19 protein-coding genes are annotated in these 19,949 nt (G+C 48.2%); 18 read left to right on the top strand and 1 reads right to left on the bottom strand.

From position 1 onward, the window contains the following. Position 1: 1 nt before the first annotated feature. From EV211_RS03055 to EV211_RS02990, 14 genes are all read left to right on the top strand, one after another. Entirely contained in the window at positions 2-418 is a 417-nt protein-coding gene (locus tag EV211_RS03055; RefSeq protein WP_133527968.1) for an MATE family efflux transporter, read from the top strand. A 50-nt stretch (positions 419-468) separates the two neighbouring features. Next, on the top strand, positions 469-1,227 hold the full coding sequence (locus EV211_RS03050; RefSeq protein ID WP_133527967.1) for a prepilin-type N-terminal cleavage/methylation domain-containing protein: 759 nt from the start codon (positions 469-471) through the stop codon (positions 1,225-1,227). Between the two features lie 25 nt (positions 1,228-1,252). After that, positions 1,253-2,995 (top strand): ABC transporter ATP-binding protein, encoded by a 1,743-nt coding sequence (locus EV211_RS03045; RefSeq protein WP_133527966.1) that lies wholly within the window; start codon positions 1,253-1,255, stop codon positions 2,993-2,995. Positions 2,996-3,161: 166 nt separating this feature from the next. Continuing rightward, positions 3,162-4,061, top strand: coding sequence for a YitT family protein (locus EV211_RS03040; protein ID WP_133527965.1), 900 nt, complete (start codon positions 3,162-3,164; stop codon positions 4,059-4,061). A 118-nt stretch (positions 4,062-4,179) separates the two neighbouring features. After that, complete coding sequence (locus tag EV211_RS03035; RefSeq protein WP_166635350.1) at positions 4,180-5,322, top strand: GGDEF domain-containing protein; 1,143 nt, start codon at positions 4,180-4,182, stop codon at positions 5,320-5,322. 91 nt (positions 5,323-5,413) lie between these two features. After that, the gene (locus tag EV211_RS03030) at positions 5,414-7,840 is read left to right on the top strand and encodes an MFS transporter (RefSeq protein WP_133527963.1); all 2,427 of its coding nucleotides are present in this window, start codon (positions 5,414-5,416) and stop codon (positions 7,838-7,840) included. An 85-nt stretch (positions 7,841-7,925) separates the two neighbouring features. Further along, positions 7,926-8,354 carry a MarR family winged helix-turn-helix transcriptional regulator gene (locus EV211_RS03025; protein ID WP_243108537.1) on the top strand — a complete coding sequence of 143 codons (429 nt, stop codon included), beginning with the start codon at positions 7,926-7,928 and terminating at the stop codon, positions 8,352-8,354. 18 nt (positions 8,355-8,372) lie between these two features. Then, positions 8,373-9,065, top strand: a complete 693-nt coding sequence (locus tag EV211_RS03020; protein ID WP_133527961.1) for a lysoplasmalogenase family protein — start codon at positions 8,373-8,375, stop codon at positions 9,063-9,065. Between the two features lie 489 nt (positions 9,066-9,554). Further along, a complete protein-coding gene (locus EV211_RS03015; RefSeq protein ID WP_133527960.1) occupies positions 9,555-10,709 on the top strand; it encodes a fibronectin type III domain-containing protein in 1,155 nt (384 codons plus the stop codon). Positions 10,710-10,731: 22 nt separating this feature from the next. Continuing rightward, entirely contained in the window at positions 10,732-11,766 is a 1,035-nt protein-coding gene (locus EV211_RS03010; RefSeq protein WP_133527959.1) for a GNAT family N-acetyltransferase, read from the top strand. A gap of 483 nt (positions 11,767-12,249) precedes the next feature. Beyond that, positions 12,250-12,837 (top strand): 2-oxoacid:acceptor oxidoreductase family protein, encoded by a 588-nt coding sequence (locus EV211_RS03005; RefSeq protein WP_133527958.1) that lies wholly within the window; start codon positions 12,250-12,252, stop codon positions 12,835-12,837. After that, positions 12,838-13,140 (top strand): 4Fe-4S binding protein, encoded by a 303-nt coding sequence (locus tag EV211_RS03000; RefSeq protein ID WP_133527957.1) that lies wholly within the window; start codon positions 12,838-12,840, stop codon positions 13,138-13,140. After that, positions 13,141-14,319 carry a pyruvate ferredoxin oxidoreductase gene (locus EV211_RS02995; protein ID WP_133527956.1) on the top strand — a complete coding sequence of 393 codons (1,179 nt, stop codon included), beginning with the start codon at positions 13,141-13,143 and terminating at the stop codon, positions 14,317-14,319. Between the two features lie 5 nt (positions 14,320-14,324). After that, on the top strand, positions 14,325-15,254 hold the full coding sequence (locus EV211_RS02990) for a thiamine pyrophosphate-dependent enzyme (protein ID WP_133527955.1): 930 nt from the start codon (positions 14,325-14,327) through the stop codon (positions 15,252-15,254). A 68-nt stretch (positions 15,255-15,322) separates the two neighbouring features. Here EV211_RS02990 and EV211_RS02985 read toward each other — a convergent pair whose 3' ends face one another. Next, on the bottom strand, positions 15,323-16,645 hold the full coding sequence (locus EV211_RS02985) for an MATE family efflux transporter (RefSeq protein WP_133527954.1): 1,323 nt from the start codon (positions 16,643-16,645) through the stop codon (positions 15,323-15,325). Positions 16,646-16,713: 68 nt separating this feature from the next. On the opposite strand from EV211_RS02985, the gene EV211_RS02980 reads away from it, so the two are divergent. From EV211_RS02980 to accC, 4 genes are all read left to right on the top strand, one after another. Beyond that, the gene (locus EV211_RS02980) at positions 16,714-17,577 is read left to right on the top strand and encodes a MerR family transcriptional regulator (RefSeq protein WP_133527953.1); all 864 of its coding nucleotides are present in this window, start codon (positions 16,714-16,716) and stop codon (positions 17,575-17,577) included. Between the two features lie 175 nt (positions 17,578-17,752). Further along, positions 17,753-17,986 carry an acyl carrier protein gene (gene acpP / locus EV211_RS02975; RefSeq protein WP_133527952.1) on the top strand — a complete coding sequence of 78 codons (234 nt, stop codon included), beginning with the start codon at positions 17,753-17,755 and terminating at the stop codon, positions 17,984-17,986. 86 nt (positions 17,987-18,072) lie between these two features. Further along, positions 18,073-18,552, top strand: coding sequence for an acetyl-CoA carboxylase biotin carboxyl carrier protein (accB, locus tag EV211_RS02970; RefSeq protein ID WP_133527951.1), 480 nt, complete (start codon positions 18,073-18,075; stop codon positions 18,550-18,552). Then, a complete protein-coding gene (gene accC, locus EV211_RS02965; protein WP_133527950.1) occupies positions 18,546-19,943 on the top strand; it encodes an acetyl-CoA carboxylase biotin carboxylase subunit in 1,398 nt (465 codons plus the stop codon). The genes accB and accC overlap by 7 nt, the downstream gene beginning before the upstream one ends. Positions 19,944-19,949: the final 6 nt, after the last annotated feature.

Here is a 19,949-nt window from a genome sequence, read left to right as displayed (position 1 = left end):
GATGTACGCCCTGGTAACAGCAGAGACTATGGCTGTGACGTTATACATCATTATGTTTATTCTGGCCGATCCTGTGGTATCGATATTTAACAGCGAAGGCAGCACGGTGCTGGGAGCAATGGCATCCAAGGGCCTGCGGCTGTTCTTCACGGGGTTTTTCTTCGGAGGCGTCAACATAGTAGCGGCAGCATTTCTGAGTTCGGTAACTGAAGTGGGGAAATCCATGGCCATGGCTCTTATGAGAAGCTGCATAATACTGGTGCCAACGGTACTGATCATGAGCAGATTATTCGGTATGACAGGAGTATGGCTGTCGTTTACCGTGACAGAAGCCATAGTTGCCTTAGTGACTTTAATATTCATTAAAGACGTGTTTTCTTGCAGGGGGACAACCGTTTACAACCCGGAAAAAATGTAGTATCATTTAGACGAATGTGATTTATACAAGAGAGAAAAGCGAGTGGTTATATGTTGGAAATGAAGAGAAATATCAAAGGTTTTACGTTAGCAGAGCTGCTGGTAGTTGTGGCTATCATCGCAGTTCTTGTTGCTGTATCCATACCTGTGTTTACTTCGCAGTTGGATAAGGCCAGAAGGACTACCTGCGAGGCCAACAGGACTACACTTCGTCATCACATAATTGTAGATTATCTTTCGGGTAATATCACATCTATTAATGATGCAGCATTGAAAAAGTACATAGACAAAGACGAGACAAGATGCCCGTCAGGCGGCACATATACAGTTTCCGGCAATCTTGCCGACGGTACATTTAAAATAGTATGTTCCAAGCATTCGGGAGGAGAACTTGATGACTTTGCTGCTCTGGCATCCAAAGTGGAGGATGAACTGACAGGCGGCGAAAAATGGCACAGCGGCGATGATCTGATAGCCAAGGTAATAGAAGCAAATAATGGAAAGCTGGTCAGCGTAAGTACCAGCTCACTCTTTGGAGATTCAGCGCTTAAGACATCTGATACAACGCTTTATTGGCGACCTAAGGTGGTCGAATCCAACGGTAAGAAGGTCGTGTTCCTCTATGCCAATGCCGGCAACAGCGGAACAGCAGGATGGAAGGGGTACGCTGTGTACTATAATGGGAGTTATTATGTCTCTACAAAAAAGACATATGGCGGAAAAATCGATGAGACTTCGGTTCCGACTGCCAAGACTATAGATACTACCTTGGATCAATGGCTGACAGATAATAACTATAAACTGAAATAAAATCAGAAGGGAAAACAGACTATCAATGAAAAGAGATTTTAAAAACATGAATATGCTGCAGGTTTTCGTATCATACTTCAAGCCGCACAAGAAGCTGTTTTTACTGGACATGACCTGCGCTCTTGCTATATCCCTCATTGATCTGGCCTTCCCTTATATTTCCCGCTGGTGCATGTACACGTTGCTTCCGGGCAAGCTGTGGAAGACATTCTGGATAGTAATGGCCATAGTTTTCGTCGCTTACTTATTCAGGTCGTACTTTACCTATATCATCGCTTACTGGGGTCACACCTTCGGCATCAGAGTCGAGGCTGACATCAGGCGCGATCTCTTCGGGCATATACAGAAATTAGGCTTTGATTATTTCGACAACAACCGTACAGGCCAGCTCATGAGCAGGCTTACGGCGGATCTATTTGATATAACGGAGCTGGCTCATCACGGTCCGGAGGATGTATTCATCTCGGCTGTCACTATAGTCGGATCCCTCGTCATAATGTTTTCCATACAGTGGAGGCTGGCTATTGTCATTGCTCTGATGCTGCCGGTATTCATGTTGGTTGTCTGGCGCTGCCGTCGTTCCATGAGCGAGGCTTCGCTGAAACTGAAGCAGACTACAGCTGAAATCAATGCTGATATTGAGTCGGGGCTTTCGGGAATAAAGACAGCCAAGGCCTTTGCCAACGAATCAAGAGAATTCAAGAAATTCAATAAATCAAATGATACATTCAAGACATCCAAGAGGCAGTTCCACAAGGCAATGGGAAGATTCAACGCCGTCATGGAGTTCTTTATGTGCATTTTGTCCGTGGCTGTCATAGCTGTAGGCGGTGCCCTGATCATGAAGGGACAGTTGAACATTATCGATCTGATAACCTTCAGTCTTTATGTGACGACCTTCGTCACGCCGGTACGCAAGCTGTCGAACTTTGCAGAACTCTTTGCTAACGGTACGGCCGGACTTCACAGATTCATCGAGCTTATGAAAACAGAGCCTGACCTGGTAGACGCAGAAGATGCAGAAGACCTTACAGATGTAAGAGGCGACATTGATGTGGATCACGTTTCCTTTGCATATACAGGAGACCATGATGTGCTCAACGATGTAACATTACACATCAGGGAAGGGGAGACATTAGCGCTGGTGGGCTCATCAGGAGGCGGCAAGACCACTCTGAGCCAGCTGATACCGAGATTCTACGATGTGACTGACGGAACCGTTTACATAGACGGCAAGGATGTGAGATCCGTGACTCAGGAATCACTTCACAGAAATATCGGCGTAGTTCAGCAGGATGTATTCCTCTTTGCTGACAGCATAGCCGAGAACATACGCTACGGCAGACTTGATGCAACTGAGGATGAAATCGTAGAAGCAGCTAAAATGGCTGAGATATATGACGATATAATGGATATGCCTGACGGCTTCGATACTAATGCGGGAGAACGCGGACAGCTTCTCTCTGGTGGTCAGAAACAGAGAATATCCATAGCCAGGATATTCCTGAAGAACCCGCCGGTGCTGATTCTGGACGAGGCTACATCGGCCCTGGACAGCGTCACTGAAGCTAAGATACAGGAGACCTTCGATCAGCTTTCCGTAGGGAGGACGACCATAGTCATAGCTCACAGACTTTCAACCGTCAGGAACGCCGACAGGATAGCCGTTATAGAGCATGGCGAGATCATAGAACTTGGAACACATGACGAGCTGGTGGAGAAGAATGGAGTTTACGCGGAACTGGAGAAGACCCAGGAACTGAAGTAAGAGAATTTGTTAGGGATTTATATGAAGTGCACAAAAAATAACGGTTACATCTGTGGCTTTGTTATCAATGAACAAAAAACGTCGAAATTTTCGGCGTTTTTTTGTTGACTAAGGGCTTTCTCCTAGTTATAATGTAGTGGTTGTGAAAATTTAGGGGGAGATAATAATGTTTGGATCAAAGACTGGAACAAGTGCAAAAGATAAATTCATGCAGGTATTTCTGCTGGCTGTGGGAGTTGCTTTCAACGCCATCGGCGCCGGCATATTCATACTGCCGAATAATTTTTTGTGCGGTGGCGCTACGGGATATGGCAGGTTCATAGCACACGTAGCGAACATACCAACATCCTACGCAGTAGCAATCGTGTCGGTTGTTTTGTTTCTGCTGGGGCTGATCTGCCTGGGCAAAAAGTTCGCAGCGACGATAATACTTGGCACATTCCTTTATCCAGCATGTCTATATATAATAGAAACCGTGCCGGGACTGCAGAACCTTACGCAGGATAAACTGCTGGCATCGGTATTCAGCGCTTTGTTCATAGGGGTAGGCGTCGGCATAGTCATCAGAGCCGGCGGCAGCACAGGGGGCAGCGATGTCATAGCAATAGTAGCTCACAGAAAGTTCGGCGTCAGCACAGCGGCAGTTCTCAATGTTGTCGACATAATTGCACTTTTACTTCAGTGCACATTTGCCACAGTTGATGATGTCCTTTACGGAGTTTTCATCATAATCCTATATACAATGATAATGAATCAGGTGCTCATTATGGGCAGTAGTGACGCTCATTTCATCGTCGTCAGCGAGAAATGGGAAGAAATAAATGCGGCTCTCCATAAGGATGTGCTCACAGGCACAACGCTTCTACAGGGCAGGACCGGATATCTGGGCAAGGATCAGCAGGTGATCATCTGCACGGTCAGGAGAAGAAGCGTCAGGAAGGTCAAGGACACAATACTAGGAGTAGATCCGGTGGCCTTTACTACTATGGTTCCGGCCAGCGATGTAAGCGGCAGGGGATTTTCTCTGGACAGATATTACGGACGCAACGACTATATTGATGATTGACATGACAGTTGTGTGAAGAATTTAAATCAACCATTTTATTTTTCTGAATTTAGATGTATAATGTAAAGGTGACTTTTGAACAATCAATACAATGGTTCTATATAGATGGAAGGTGTATATGGACTACGCACTTACGTATACAGAGGTCAATGGTATCAGCATTCTAATACTGATATACATTCTGATACGGTTAAAAGGTGATTACGGTAAGTCATACGAGATGCGGCCACTTAAGAAGCTGTCATACTCGCATATTTTAGTTGCGCTGACAGATGCCATGTGGGCTTTGGGAGAGAGCGGAATATTGCCTTATACTATCGAGGCTAATCATCTGGTAAATATCATTTACCTTATATGCGTTACGATTTCAGCGTATTACTGGTTCGTGTACAATGAGATCAGATTGGGCGAATATGAATTCTTTTCCAGAAAGATACGCTTCGTTGCGATGTTGCCTCTGATAATCGTTTCTGTTTGTGTAGTTTTGTCTCCTTTTACAAAATGGGTATACTATATAGATGTCAATGACGGATTCCATTCCGGATACTACAGAGTAATACAGATTATTGGAATAATGATATATCTTGTAGGGGCTTCTGCCCACGCATTGAACCACGCTATTAAAGCTAGGAATCACACCAGGAGAAATGAGTATATTGCTCTCGCATCATTCTTCATTCTGCCGCTGGTACTGAATGTAAGTGTCTTCTTTACGCCGGTCCTGCCAGTTGGAGCTATTTCCATGACACTGCCGCTTCTGATGGTATATATCAAGGTCCAGGATACCAGAATTTTCAGCGACGCCCTGACAGGATTGAATAACAGACGAAGAGCTGATGAGTATTTCGAGATGAAAATAGTAGATTATCATCCTAATATGGTTTTCTTTCTTGGAGATATCAATGATTTCAAGAATATCAACGATACTTATGGTCACGCCGAAGGCGATAAGGCTCTGATACTGGCTTCGGAGGTCATGAAGACAGTGTGCGGTGAGTATGATGCCTTCCTGGCAAGGTACGGAGGAGATGAATTCTGCATAATATGGGAGATGACTGATAAGAAGCCGCCGGAGCGATTGATAGATGCGATTCAGAGAAACCTGACAAAAGCTACCATAGGCGCAGATCTTCCTTACGAACTGACAATGAGCTTCGGTTATGCCAGGGCCGACGGTCAGCTGACGGGAAGCCAGATACTGGACATAGCTGATGACATGATGTACAGGAATAAAGAGCAGGCTCATAAAGAGAAAAAATAGTGAACATAATAAAGTAGTTGCAAAAGCAACTAGCCAGTGGTATACTTGTTAGTTGTTAAAGCAACTACTTTTTTATTATGGAGCGAGAATAATGACTAAAGAAAAGAAACTGAATTTCGGATTGATCCTGACAGTATATCTGCTGGGAATATTTATGGGCGCAGTAGACACTGGAATAGTAACTCCTGCCCGTACTGTCATACAGGATTCCCTGGGCGTAAACGCTAATACGGGTATCTGGATGATCACAATTTACACACTGGCCTACGCTGCCAGCATACCGGTAATGGGGAAACTGGCAGACCGTATGGGAAGGAGGACCATATACCTTCTGAGTATTTTCTTATTTGGTTTGGGATCGCTGCTCTGTGGTCTGTCTCATAATATGGGCAGCTTTACATTTCTGCTCATTGCCAGAGTGATCCAAGCTATAGGAGGTGGCGGCATCATGCCGGTGGCTACGGCTGAATTCGGTACCACATTCCCGGAAGAAAAGAGGGGAATGGCCCTGGGCCTCGTCGGTGGAGTCTACGGAGTGGCTAACATCATAGGCGCCAGCATAGGCAGCGCCGTCATGGATATTTTCGGGACTACGCGTTGGGAATTCATATTCTTCGTCAACGTTCCAATTGCAGTGTTCATACTGATTGCGGGCTTCTTCGCCCTGCCTAATACCAGGGAAAAAGCTCAGAGCAAGATCGACGGCCTGGGCATAGGCCTGCTGGTGATCATGGTCCTCTGCATAATGTACGGCCTGAAAAATATAGATTTCTTCAACTTCACAGACACACTGACCGGCACAGACGTATACCCTTATCTGATTGCATTTTGTCTGCTGATGCCTTTGTTCATATTCGTTGAGCATAGGGCAGAAGATCCGGTCATGCATCTGGAATATTTCAGGAACAAAAGGATACTCATAACCCTGACCGTGGCCGTTATCACGGGCATAGTGCTTATGGGGCTTGTTTTTGTTCCTCAGATGTGCGAGAACTGCATGAAAATCAAGACCGGAGACGGCGGATATTTCGTCATCATCCTTGGAATATTTGCAGGTATAGGCGCGCCGCTTTCGGGACGTATGACCGACCGCAGAGGTCCGAAAATGGTCCTGAGCCTGGGATTTATAGCGACCATAGCAGGTTCGCTATTCCTGATATTTGTAACAACAGTTTACCCGGGATGGATAACTGTGATCATAAGTCTGGTGCTCATAGGCACGGGCATCGGCTTCACCATGGGCGCGCCGCTTAATTACATGATGCTTTGGGAGGTAGACCTCAGGGAGTCCAATTCGGCTCTGGCGACACTTTCGCTGGTACGCTCCCTTGGAACTGTCATAGCTCCGGCCATAATGGTAGGTTTCATCGCTCACGCCGGGGCAGGCGTTTCCGGTGATCTTATGAAGCTCATGCCCACGGAAATCAACGTGCCGAAACTGCCCTATGCCGAAGAACTGAATCAGGCTATGAAGGAACAAAATATAACTGGCATGCCTGATCTGACTGCTATGACGACGGTTAAGATAGACATGACATCCGCAGGCACAAAGGATAGCGACGTGACGATCCCGGACAGTCTTCTGAACGAACTGCAGAATTCTGACGTCACAACGGTAACGGACAGTGCGCATAATATGGCAAAATACATGTTTGAAGAAATGAGTCCTAAGATCACAGCCAAGATATACGACGGCGTGGATCAGGGAATCGATGGAGTAAATACGGCTATAGCCAAGATGGACACAGCCACGGCTAAGATGAAGAAGGGACAGGCGGGTATGACCAAAGGAATCTCCGGCATGACTCAGGCTTTGGCCAAGCAGGACGCAGCTCTTACGAAAATGCAGAAGGGCAGAGCCGGCATTCAGAAAGGCTATGCTGGCGTGTCGTCAGGCATCGCCGCACAAAGGGTCCTGCATGATCAGCTTTCAACGGTATACGATTATATGGAAACTGTCGGGCCTGCAATGCCGCCGGCGCCTTATGCCAGCAGGCTGCCGGACTCTGTGAAGTCCGGCCTTTCGCCGGCCGTAGTAACAATGCTGGAGAAGGTCTACAGCCAGCAGCAACTGAAGGGCATGATAGATGGTTTTGCTGACAACATCACCACCCTGACAACTAAGGTAAACAAGCTGAAAGCTTCCAGAGACAAGCTGGACAAGGGTATTGCATCACTGACAGCCGCCAGAGCCCAGGTAGCCGCCAAGCGCAGCAAACTCATAAGCCAGAAGGCGTCCATGACAGCCGCCATCGCCAAGATAAACTCCGGCGAAAAATCCACTAGGGAGACTTTGCGCCAGATGAAGGTGCTGAAGGCCGCCGTCCCGGGTGCCTTCAAGACCGCGGAAAAAAATTACCTGAAGGATGTAGATTCAAGGTCGGCCAAGATTGAAAGTACTTTCCAGAAGACGCTGAATATCGGCTTCAGGCAGATATACGCCATGACAGCAATATCCTCGGCCGTAGGACTGTTGTTATTGCTGCTTTACAGAAGGAAGTTGAGAAAAGATAGTTAATAAGGTATACTTATAATATTAAGATTACCTTAAATCTTCAGATTATTATTTACAGAATCATAAAAGGAGTGTAAACTTGAAAACGATGTATCCTGAAATAGGTCGAATCATTATGGCCTATGATAAGAGGTTCAAGGTGTTCATGAAGAATGCCCTGAAGGAGCAGGGGCTCACAGTCACCGAGGCACTGGTGCTTTTGTCTCTATACGAGACGGACGGCCAGACTCAGGACGGATTGCTGTCTTCGATTTATTACGATAAAAGCGTAATGGCGAGGACTATGCAGTCTCTGGAGAAGACGGGCCTTATTGACCGCAGCGAAAATCCTGAGGATAAGCGTTCCTGGATCTTTCATCTTACGGAAGACGGAAGGAGCATGGAGCCGATAATTGTCAATGCATTGCGCAAGTGGTGCCGTCTGGCTTTCGGAGACATGGACGATGGGGAGGCTCGGCAGCTTCTTGCGACCATGCGCGGGATACAGTCTAATATAAGTGAGAACGAATCCGAATAATAAGTAAGGGGTGGTTTGTTGAATCCGATACAATTATTTCTATTCTGTGTAAATTACGTCCAGGGCGAACGAGTTGAAGCCGGCCAGTTGAGCCGGAAATGGACGATTATTTCTTATTTCATATTGAAGATGACACTGAGCCTGGGAGTTCTTCTGGTAGCTTTCGTGGAATTGAGCCGTTACGGCGATATTAAGGATTGCATGTTTGTGATCCCGGGGCTGATGTTCTGCACTGCGGGCGATATAACGCTGTTCTTGTCTAATGAATATGACATAGAGCTTAAGGAACCGTATTTTTCTATGGGTATATTGAGTTTTGGCCTGGCCCATATAATGTTCTGCGCTGATTTGATATACCTGGCGCATTTTCAGTTTACGCCGGCATTGCTGATGATCCCGGCAACGGTGATCGGCATGCTGATTCTTTCTAAGAAGGGTGTGCTGGAGTTCGGCAGGTACAAAGTTCCGCTTATGTGCTACGCTGTTCTGGTGGGTTCTTTCTGTGCTTTCGGTATCAACCTGCTGCTGGTCAGTGACATGGACCGACAGGTGTTTTTCTTCGGCACCGGAGCTATGATGTTCTGGTTTTCTGATTTATCTCTGTCTTTCAGGTGTTTTAACAAAAGGGTGCCTGACTGGTTCGGGACTTTTGTGTTTACGTCGTATTTCCTGGCGACTTATGCGGTGGCGCTGTCGTTGCGGGGATTTTAATTGGGGGCACTACCTTCAGAGGTCATCACTAGTCCTCGTGTGCGAGTAGTTGCAAGTGATTCATGAAAACAAAAATAGAACACTATGCAAACTCGTTGAAGCGTTAAAAAAAGGGGGGGTAATTAATTACCCCCTTTTAAAGTATGCTCGCTTCAACTCAGACAGTGCATAGGTGTTTAGCTATTTTTGTCTTTTCATTTCATCGGCAACTGCTTCGCTCCTGCGGAATCGTTCAGACCTATGAGGTAGCGCATTGGTTGTTTGAGAGTCCACCAATATTTGGGTGCTTATCAGGATATTGCTGTACTATCAAAGCCAAAATCCAGGTATCTTTCACTTAGCAGAGACGCTTCTGCCTTATGCGATTCCGCAGGAGCAGAAGTTGTCTCTGCTTTTGTTGACAGTGAACTTAACCGATTGTATAATCAAGGCATGAGGAAAGAGCAACTATTAAGAAATGCTTAATAGTTGAAACAGGAGGAACGAAGAATGAGAATAACCATGAAGAAAGCGGCGGCGCTTATACTGGCGGGGCTGATGATCATAGCATTCATGCCGGCTATGGCATTTGCGGTGACAGGTAATGAGAATACCAACGGCATGTACGAACCGACCAATGTAGTGACAACGGCTGTAAGCTACAGCTCTATTAATGTATCTTGGGACCCTGTTGATGAAGCTGACGGATATAAGATATCCAGAAAGGCCTCAGGGGACAAGTATTATAAGACTGTTAAAAATATAAAGGATGAAGCTGTTACTTCATACAACCTTACTGGTTTGAAGAAGTCGAAAAATTACAGTATCACAGTTACTCCATATAAGGTAGTTAAGAGCAAGAATAAATATGGACCTACAACATATATAACAGGCAGTACCGGCCTTAGAAAGCCTGTGTTCTTTGACAGGTTCAGCGACAGTGAGCACATCACTACCCAGTGGCAGACTAATGACGGTAAGGCCGGGCTGCTGATTTATCGCGCAGTTTCAACAGATGGGAAAAAGGTCACCGATAATAAAAAGTATAAGAGAATCGGCAAGAGCAGGACTATAGAACTGGAACCGACATCGACCAAAGTCCATCAGACTACGCCGGCTGTAACGGTAGCATATAAGGATAGTAAAATATCAGACAGCGAGACGCTTTACTGCTATAAGGTAAGAAGTTACACTAAATTCGGGAATACTACTGTCTATAGCAAATACTCAGATGTGAAATCATACTTTGCCAGGAACACTACGGGAAAGTTCACAACTACAGTAATGAACACTAAAGATAAGAGTACCACAGGGATCATTATCAAGGTCAAGTCAGACGCAAATAACTACAGCACGAATATATATAACAGCAGGACTGCCTTCTATGATGCCGAAGGGAATAAACTGAAGACCATTTTGTACTACAGTACAAACGGAAAGAAGTACACCAAATATACTAAGACGGTGACCTTGTCCGGCGGTCAGACTATGTACTTCAAACTGTCATTGTACACGGCGTACGTTTACACAGGCACTACGGAAAAGATCAGGCTGGGCTGTGACTACAACAAGCACAGAGGTAATTATGTATCGGCTTGGAAGTACAGTCTCCTGCGCATAGCGCCGGATGGCACCAACAGCATCAAGTCGTATTATGAAGAGTAATAAATGAGAGGGCAGGCAGAGTATGAATATCAGAAAGATGAATATAATAGAGACTCAGGATTACCTGCAGTTTGCTGATCTGTTCAAGAGGTCGGGACTGGAGCTTAACCTGGACGACAGCGGCAAAGGACCGGAGGGATTCATTACGGCGTGGAAGGCTGTAGACGAGGCCGGCGCTCTGGTAGGTGGCTGCGCTATAACGAGAAAGAAAGGCTACTATGTCCTCAATGACATTGCCGTTGAAGAAGAACTGCGGAGCACAGGCATAGGTCGCCTTTTGTTCCAGACGGCTATGACGCGGATGCTGGACATGGGCGCAAGGCAGGTCCATATTACCGCCAAAGCCCCGAAATTTTTCGAGAAGTACGGCTTCCGTTATCTGGAGCCGGAGGATACGCCGGATATTTTCGGGTGTAAGAACTGCGATCAGTACGGCAAGACCTGCAAGCCGGAATTTATGGTTTTCGAATACTCAGGAGAGAGACTTTTGTTCATCGATTCCTGTGTGACGACTCACATATCCAGAACTATGAGGCTCGCAGATCACTATCTTGAACAGTTTATAAAGGCCCATCCGGGCGTCAACGTAGAGACAGTAATAGTGGAGAAGGGCTGCGCGGAGCCTTTGGACAGGGATGATATCAACAGGCGCAACGATCTAGCCACAGCCGGTGCCTACGATGATCCAATGTTTGACTATGCTCATCAGTTCAAGAGGGCCGACTACGTTCTGGTCGGCGCGCCATACTGGGACTGCGCTTTTCCGGCCATCCTGAAGGTATATATCGAGAACATCGTTGTCACGGGCCTGACATTTGAAGAGTCGGAGACAGGCTACAGCGGACTTTGCAAGTGCAAAGAACTGACATACATCACCACTGCCGGCGGACCTATCGGAGACAAAAATCTTGGCTTCGATTACATCTGCGGCATCGGTGAAATGCTGGGGGTCAGGTCTTTCAAAGAGTATCGCGCTGAGTGTCTCGACATAGTCGGACTGGACCATGAGGCCATCATGGAGCAGGCCCTGGCCGTTATCGACGCAGGAGAACAATAAGCTTCGCAGAGGTAACTTGCACAGGCGGCCACGGCCGTTACCTCCGGCCACAAAAACACCCTGCTTGCCAGGCTGGATTTTGTGCGAGAAAACAAATAATAAAAAATGTTCTTGTAAATAAACACAAAAAACTATTGACAATGAAGGCCTGCAGTAGTAACATAGCAGTATCAATTAAATAAGAAACCAAAGACATTGACGGAGACAGTAGATATACGCTATAAGGTCAAGCGAATCGGGGATGGTGAGAGCCCGATACCGAGAAAAGCGTGTTTTGAAAATCACTCCTGAGTCGCAGAACCGAAAGCATAGCCAGTAAGTTCTGACGGGCCTTCCCCGTTATCGGAAGAGCATATGATAGTATGCAAGAGTAGCAGGTGGTTTATAACGATGATTATTTGATCTTCGTCCTGATGCAGGGCGGAGATTTTTTTTATCGAAGTGTATGTCCAATTGGTTTCAGATGAAAAGGGAGATAATGAAATGAAAAAGCAGGGAAATACAGTTGAGATCAGATGGCACGGCAGAGGCGGACAGGGTGCCAAGACGGCATGCCTCCTTCTGGCGGATGTAGCCTTCAGCTCGGGGAAGCAGGTTCAGGGATTTCCTGAATATGGTCCTGAGAGAATGGGGGCCCCTATAACAGCATATAACAGAATATCCGATGATAAGAATTCGGTCCATTCCAACATATATCACCCGGACTACGTGGTTGTAGTCGATGAGACGCTGCTCCACACAGTGGATGTGACCTCGGGCCTTTCAGAGGACGGCGCCATAATCGTTAACAGCACCAGGGAGCCGGCTGAGGTCAGAGAACTACTGGGCGGATATAAGGGCAAGGTCTGTACTGTAGACGCCGAGAAAATATCCGTTGAGACTCTCGGGAAGAATTTCCCTAACACTCCAATGCTGGCAGCCGCTGTCAAGGTAAGCAACGTAGTTGAAAATCATAAATTCCTCCATGATATGGAGAGTTCGTTCAAGCATAAATTCGCATCCAAGCCTTACGTTATCGACGGAAATATGAAGGCACTCAGGATGTCAATGGATCAGGTAAAGGTAGGATAAATGGTTAGAGCAAAAGATATAAATGAAAACACACCGTGGCAGGGCCTGACGCCGGGCGCGGAGATATACGAACCTGCGACATCCAAATTAGTGAAAACAGGAGAATGGCGCGTACTTACGCCATTGTTTGATGGGACCAAATGCAAGCAGTGTATGCTTTGCGTGCCATACTGTCCCGACGCGTCCATACCTGTAAAGGATGGCAGGCGCCTGGAAACAGATCTGGATTACTGCAAAGGCTGCGGCATTTGTGCCAAAATATGCCATTTCGATGCAATAACTATGGGCAAGGAGGAACGTTAAATGGCAAAGAAAGACAGAATGAGCGGCAACGAGGCGGTTGCCTATGCTATGAAGCAGATAGATCCCGACGTTATGGGCGCTTTCCCTATAACGCCGTCTACGGAGATCCCCCAGTACTTCGCCAAGTACATTGCCGATGGTAAGGTCCACACGGAATTTGTCGCTGTGGAATCAGAGCATTCGGCCATGTCAACCTGCATAGGTGCAGAGGCGGCAGGGGCCAGAGCTATTACGGCTACATCATCTGCGGGACTTGCTTACATGTATGAACTTCTATACGTAGCTTCATCCAGCAGGCTTCCGGTAGTCATGGCAGTAGTAAACAGAGCTCTGACGGGCCCGATCAACATCAACAATGATCACTCCGACTCCATGGGATGCCGTGACGCCGGGTGGATACAGATCTATGCGGAAAACAATCAGGAGGTCTACGACAATTATATCCAGGCTATGCCCATAGCCGAGCACTGCAGACTTCCAATCATGATATGCCAGGACGGCTTCATCACCAGCCACGCCGTGGAAAACATCGAACTTCTCGACGACGCCAGCGTGAAAGATTTTGTCGGCGAGTACGACCCGGAGCATTACCTTTTGAACGAGGAAGAAATATACTCCGTAGGCCCTTACGGCGTGTCTCCATATTACATGGAGATAAAGAAAGCCCAGGCCGAGGCTATGAAGTCGGCCCCGGCACGCATTAAAGAAGTAGGCGAGGCTTTCGGACAAATGTCGGGCCGTGGTTATGGCATGCTGGAGGAGTATCGCATGGATGACGCGGCGTACGCAGTTGTCCTCATCGGCTCGTCGGCAGGCACCGGCAAGGCTGCCGTGGACATGCTCCGGGCAGACGGTATGGCAGCAGGTCTGATCAAGGTCAGGGTTTTCAGGCCATTTCCGGCAGAAGAGCTGGCAATAGCCCTGGCAGGCACAAAGGCTGTCGCGGTAATGGATAAGGCGGAGAGTTTCTCAGGCCAGGGTGGGCCCCTGTTTGCGGAGACCAGGTCGGCCCTTTACGAAGCTGAGGACAGGCCTTACATGATGAATTACGTTTACGGACTCGGCGGCAGAGATGTCACCATCGAGACCTTCGACGAGGTCTTCGAGGATCTGCAGGAGGTTGCGGCCACCGGCGACACCGGCGACGGCTACAGGCATATAGGAGTAAGAGAGGCATAAGAGGTATGGGATACAGTCTAAGAGAAGAATTGAACAAAAAGAACCGTCTGGCGCCGGGTCACAGGCTCTGCGCAGGCTGCGGCGCGGGTGCGGCTGTTCAGGGCGTGCTGCGCGCAGTGGATGAAGGCGACAAAGCGGTAGTTACCAATGCTACCAGTTGTCTGGAGGTTTCGACTTTCATATATCCGAATACGGCTTATGAGGACAGTTATATCCACAGTGCTTTCGAGAATGCCGCGGCAACGACAGGCGGCGTGGAGACGGCTTACCGTGTCCTGAAAAAGCGCGGCAAGATAAAGGATGATTTCAAATTTATCTGTTTCGGCGGCGACGGCGGGACTTATGATATAGGTCTTCAGTCTTTGTCCGGGGCTATGGAGCGCGGTCACGATATGGTATATGTGTGCTATGATAACGAGGCATACATGAATACGGGCATCCAGAGGTCATCGGCGACGCCTCGCTTCGCTGACGCAACGACGACGCCTGTGGGAACTCAGAGTTATGGAAAGGTCCAGAACAAAAAGGATCTTACTTCTATCATCGCAGCTCACAATGTTCCGTATGCGGCACAGACTACTATGATCGGGGATTTCAAGGATCTTCATACCAAGGCCCACAAAGCGATATATACTGAGGGTCCGTGTTTCCTCAATGTGCTGGCGCCGTGTCCACGCGGCTGGCGTTATGATATGGAGGATCTGGCGGAGATCTGTAATCTGGCCGTGGAAACCTGTGTCTGGCCTCTTTATGAGATAGAGGACGGCCAGTGGCATTTGAATTATGAACCTCGCCGCAAGGCGCCTGTTGCTGAGTTTCTGAAGATGCAGGGCCGCTTTGCCCACATGTTCAAGAAGGGAAATGAGTGGATGCTTGAAGAGGCTCAGCAGTATGTAGACGAGCAGTGGGAGAAGCTGCAGGCTAAGTGCGAGTAGGCATCACTCTCGCTCCTGTTTATTTCGCCTCAGACAGTGCGGCCATATTTGTCTGGTTGCATTCTGATTTAGTCTGGGGCGTATCTGCGGTAGTACAGCAGCAGGGCCAGTATCAGTGCGCAGGTCTCGGAAATGGCGGCTGACAGCCAGACGCCGGTCTCACCGAAGAGGGCAGCCATGACTATTACAGAAATTATCGCGAAGACAGCGCCTCGACCGATGGATATGCTCATGGCGAAATTCGGCCTTTCCATAGCTGTAAAGAATCCCATTATCACGATAACCGCCCCGAGAGGCAGGAAGGCGAAGGAATACAGCCTGAAGGCGGAAACTCCGCTTTCGAAGAGGGCCGCGTCGGCAACTCTGTCAATATATATGGCCACGATCGGATTCGGATAAACGAAGCCGATCAGGAATGCTACTGCAGAACATATGCCTGCGGAAATCAGTCCTATACGGAAAATGTAGTGACAGAAATACTGGCGCTCCTTGCCGTGATAAAAGCTTATAAGCGGCTGTGTCCCCTGGTTGATGCCCATCATGGTCATGAGTATCAGCTGGGAAAAATAGGAAATCACCGTGTAAATAACGATGCCGTCGTTGCCTGATACGTGGAGCAGGGCCTGGTTGAATGTGAATATGCAGATACCCACAGACAACTCCGTGAAAAAGTCTGCCACGCCGAGTCTTGCCAGGCCGGCCGCGTCGTGAGGCCGCCATTTGATTCTAACAAAAGAAAAACCGGATTTTTTCGACAGGAAATGGCACAGGTAGACCGTAAAGGTCATGACCTGGGATATGCCAGTCGCAATGGCTGCTCCCTTTATTCCCCAGGATAGCAGGATCACGAAAACATAATCCAGGCCCACATTTGTCAGAGCCCCGGCCACACTGGTCATGATGGCCTTCTTAGGGAATCCGTCTGCCTTGATCAGAACTTCCAGATTATATGAAGTCATATAAAAAGGCACGAACAGTATTATTATTCCCAGATAATCCACAACATATTCCATGGTTTCCTCAGTAGCGCCCAGGATGGATGCAACGGTGGAAATATTTAAACTGATGATCGCCATGACGGCTATGCCGATGCAGGCGACAGTGACAGTACTTAAAGTGAAAACTTTGTCAGCCCGGCTTTTGTCGCCGCGGCCTTTGTAAATGGATGCTCGGGTGCTTGCGCCTACCGCAGAAAGTATGCCCAGGGCGAATGCCACATTTATCATCGGCATTGAAAGATTTACCGCGGCCAGGGCTTCTTTGCCGACGCCCCGCGCTACGAATATCCCGTCGACCATGGTGTATATGGTGTAGACCCACATGGCGGCCACTGACGGCACCACGTAGGAGAAAAACTTATGCTGTATGTAGAATTTTTTCATCTTAGTCATTTTCTTGCTTCCTTTCTCTTTATTTATATGATAAACCTTGGTATAATACTAATGTCAAGGAGGTTTTTATGAAAGAGTTTTATAAGATAGGAGAAATTTCCAAACTGTATAATATCGGCACGGATTCTCTGAGATATTACGAGAAGATCGGAATCCTTAAGCCCAAGCGTGGCGATAACGGTTACCGGCTCTATTCAATCAATGAGATCCGTACTCTGAACGTGCTCCGGGAGCTGCGTCTAATCGGTTTTTCTGTCAAAGAGATCGGCGAACATCTGGCTGATTTCGACCTGGCGAAGACTATGGCGCTTTTTCGCCGCGGTATCGTTTCTATTGATGAGAAGATCGCAGACCTCCAGACACTGAAAGGGCACATGGAAGAGCGCATCGCCGAGATCGAGGCCAACGCTGGTGCGACAAAATCCGACCTGGCAGATGTCGTCGCTGGCGATGTCGTGGATGCCGGCTTTGGCAATGGCGCGGTTTCCGATGCCGAGATCAAAACTTTGCCGGACCGCTACATTCTGCGAATCAGCGAGGATGTATATAAAGACGCGGATCTGGATCTAATGATTAAAAAGCTTCAGTCGGATTATGATGACAGGCTTTATATAATCGGCAACGGTGATATTGGCGCGACTATTCCGACGTCAGAACTTCTCGGTGACCATTACGGCCATTTCGATTCGGCTTTCTATATAGTAGGAGCCGGCGAGAAGCACGATGCAATTCTTCCCGGCGGTTCCTATCTGGTTTCCACAGTTCGCGGAAGTTATTCTGCCATACCGGATGCCTGGCAGAAACTCATCGGTGAGATGAAGACCCGTGGCCTGAAGCCCGGCGATCACGCCATAGAGCTGTATGTCATCGATAATCATGATACCGGAAATGAAAATGAATATGTGACCAAGCTGCAGATAAATATCGGATAGCAGTCATAGGCATTTGATCAGGCGAGGAGTTCCCCGCCTGATTTTTTTTACTTGAAATACAAAAATTAACCTATTGACAATCCACGGCCGAAGGTGTACTATGGTTAAAGTTTTTTAGTTAAATAATTTTAACTAAAATAATTAAACTATCGACGAAGTAATGGAGGATAATGAAATGACATTTGATAAGGTTAAGGAATTGATGATAAGTACTCTGAGCTGTGATGGAGATAAGATCAAGCCGGAGGCAACTATAGCTGATGATCTGGGAATTGATTCCCTGGATGCCGTGGAACTGGTAATGGCTCTCGAGGAAGAATACAGTATCAAGATCCCCGATGAGGAGCTTGGCAACATGGAGACAGTCGGAGACATCGTCAGCTGCGTAGAGAAGTACAAGGCTCAGTAACCGGCACGGATTTCGGGCAGTTACAGCCGCGGAACAAGCAGGCATAATATACAGGCATTAGTTATAGAGAAGTATAAGGCGTGGAAATGGAAAAGCAGGAAATTTATGAATTGATGGCCCGATTCGAGAAGTCGGAGCTGGCGGTAATGGAAATAGAAGATGACGGCGGCAGAGTGCGCTTTGAGAAAGAACAGCCCTGCGCAAAAGGAAGCCTGGCAGGTCTGGCAGGGCCAGCAACTACGGCAAGTTTGGCCAATGTACCGGCGATTGCAGCCGGTAACACAGCGCGCCCGGCTGGCGCGCCAGCTCCCATAACAGATCCGGATCTGGCGCCGGTGAAATCTCCCATAGTCGGCATCTTCTACATGAGCCCGGCTCCGGACCAGGAAGCCTTTGCCACAGAAGGGCAGCAGGTGAAGAAGGGCCAGACCCTTTGCCTGGTGGAAGCCATGAAGATGATGAACGAATTGAAATCACCAGTTGATGGAGTAGTTGAGAAAGTCATGGCAGACGATGGCGAGATGGTTCAGTACGACCAGGTGCTTTTCGAGGTACGGCCATGTTAAGAAAAGTACTGGTGGCCAACAGAGGCGAGATCGCCGTGCGCATCATCAGAGAATGCATGGACGCGTCTTTGGAAACAGTAGCAGTATACTCCAAAGGCGAAGAAGACGCCCTACACACCTTGATGGCGGGCGAAGCCGTGTGCATTGGCGGGCCTCGGCCGGCGGACAGCTACCTGAACATTGATAACATCATTTCGGCCGCTGTCAACACAGGCTGCGACGCGATCCATCCTGGATTCGGTTTTTTATCGGAGAACAGCGACTTCGCCAGAGCATGCGAGGATAACGACCTGAAATTCATCGGTCCGGCGGCAGACGTCATCGACATGATGGGAAACAAATCCGCCGCCAGAGACATGATGAAAAGGGCAGGCGTTCCTGTGGTGCCAGGGTCTGACGGCCCTGTGACAACCGCCGAAGAGGCCGTTGATGTGGCAGAGCAGATCGGTTATCCGGTGCTCGTCAAGGCATCTGCCGGCGGCGGTGGCCGCGGCATGAGGCGAGCTGATGATAGAGAAGGAGTCATCAGAGCATATTCCGAAGCGTCAGCCGAGGCGGAAAGCTGCTTCGGCAACGGAGAACTCTATGTGGAGAAACTTGTAGAGGATCCGAGGCACATCGAATTCCAGATCTTGGCTGACAGCCAAGGCAACGTCATCCATCTGGGAGAGCGCAATTGTTCCATCCAGAGAAGAAATCAGAAGATGATAGAAGAGGCACCGGCTTTCGGCTTCAGCGACCAGATCAGAAAGAAAATGGGCGCCGCCGCCGTCAGGGCAGCGGAAGCCGCAGGCTATGAAAACGCCGGGACCATTGAATTCATCATGGATGATGAGGATAATTACTATTTCATAGAAATGAACACCAGACTCCAGGTAGAACATCCGGTAACAGAAATGGTAACGGGAGTAAATATAGTGAACGAACAACTGCGGATCGCTTCAGGCCTGCCTTTGTCCCTTAAACAGGAGGATGTCAGGATCAGCGGTCACGCTTTGGAATGCAGGATTGCAGCCGAAGACGTATACAGAAACTTTGCGCCATGCCCCGGCAGGATAGACTTCCTGCACTTTCCGGCAGGAAATGGCGTGAGAGTAGACAGCGCCGTATACAACGGATGCGAGATCAGCCCCTACTATGACTCCATGATCGCCAAGGTCATCACCACCGGCGGCACCAGGCTGGAAGCAGTCAGACGCATGCGGAGGGCTTTGGAAGAAACTGCTATTGAAGGCGTCAGCACTACTTTGCCCATTCAGGACCTGATTATGTACAGCAGAGATTTCCTGCGTGGCACCTACAACACGGGCTACATGGAGAAACACCTTCAGGAGATCCTGGACATTTACGAGGCGGCAGGAGGCAGAAATGAATCCACTGATAGAAAATAAAAAGAT

Source organism: Aminicella lysinilytica (genome assembly GCF_004362975.1).
In the GTDB taxonomy this organism is placed as follows: domain Bacteria; phylum Bacillota; class Clostridia; order Peptostreptococcales; family Anaerovoracaceae; genus Aminicella; species Aminicella lysinilytica.
The sequence above is the reverse complement of the archived record's forward strand: the minus strand, read 5'-3'. Positions and strand labels throughout refer to the sequence as shown.

What these genes read in the sequence shown, in the direction of transcription:
- EV211_RS03035 (WP_166635350.1), top strand. Translation starts at nt 4,180, where the DNA reads ATGGACTACGCACTTACGTATACAGAGGTCAATGGTATCAGCATTCTA.
- EV211_RS03030 (WP_133527963.1), top strand. Translation starts at nt 5,414, where the DNA reads ATGACTAAAGAAAAGAAACTGAATTTCGGATTGATCCTGACAGTATAT.
- EV211_RS03040 (WP_133527965.1), top strand. Translation starts at nt 3,162, where the DNA reads ATGTTTGGATCAAAGACTGGAACAAGTGCAAAAGATAAATTCATGCAG.
- EV211_RS02995 (WP_133527956.1), top strand. Translation starts at nt 13,141, where the DNA reads ATGGCAAAGAAAGACAGAATGAGCGGCAACGAGGCGGTTGCCTATGCT.
- EV211_RS03050 (WP_133527967.1), top strand. Translation starts at nt 469, where the DNA reads ATGTTGGAAATGAAGAGAAATATCAAAGGTTTTACGTTAGCAGAGCTG.
- EV211_RS03005 (WP_133527958.1), top strand. Translation starts at nt 12,250, where the DNA reads ATGAAAAAGCAGGGAAATACAGTTGAGATCAGATGGCACGGCAGAGGC.
- EV211_RS03055 (WP_133527968.1), top strand. Translation starts at nt 2, where the DNA reads ATGTACGCCCTGGTAACAGCAGAGACTATGGCTGTGACGTTATACATC.
- EV211_RS03010 (WP_133527959.1), top strand. Translation starts at nt 10,732, where the DNA reads ATGAATATCAGAAAGATGAATATAATAGAGACTCAGGATTACCTGCAG.
- EV211_RS03045 (WP_133527966.1), top strand. Translation starts at nt 1,253, where the DNA reads ATGAAAAGAGATTTTAAAAACATGAATATGCTGCAGGTTTTCGTATCA.
- accB (WP_133527951.1), top strand. Translation starts at nt 18,073, where the DNA reads ATGGAAAAGCAGGAAATTTATGAATTGATGGCCCGATTCGAGAAGTCG.
- accC (WP_133527950.1), top strand. Translation starts at nt 18,546, where the DNA reads ATGTTAAGAAAAGTACTGGTGGCCAACAGAGGCGAGATCGCCGTGCGC.
- acpP (WP_133527952.1), top strand. Translation starts at nt 17,753, where the DNA reads ATGACATTTGATAAGGTTAAGGAATTGATGATAAGTACTCTGAGCTGT.
- EV211_RS03015 (WP_133527960.1), top strand. Translation starts at nt 9,555, where the DNA reads ATGAGAATAACCATGAAGAAAGCGGCGGCGCTTATACTGGCGGGGCTG.
- EV211_RS02990 (WP_133527955.1), top strand. Translation starts at nt 14,325, where the DNA reads ATGGGATACAGTCTAAGAGAAGAATTGAACAAAAAGAACCGTCTGGCG.
- EV211_RS03000 (WP_133527957.1), top strand. Translation starts at nt 12,838, where the DNA reads ATGGTTAGAGCAAAAGATATAAATGAAAACACACCGTGGCAGGGCCTG.
- EV211_RS02985 (WP_133527954.1), bottom strand. Translation starts at nt 16,645, where the DNA reads ATGACTAAGATGAAAAAATTCTACATACAGCATAAGTTTTTCTCCTAC.
- EV211_RS02980 (WP_133527953.1), top strand. Translation starts at nt 16,714, where the DNA reads ATGAAAGAGTTTTATAAGATAGGAGAAATTTCCAAACTGTATAATATC.
- EV211_RS03025 (WP_243108537.1), top strand. Translation starts at nt 7,926, where the DNA reads ATGTATCCTGAAATAGGTCGAATCATTATGGCCTATGATAAGAGGTTC.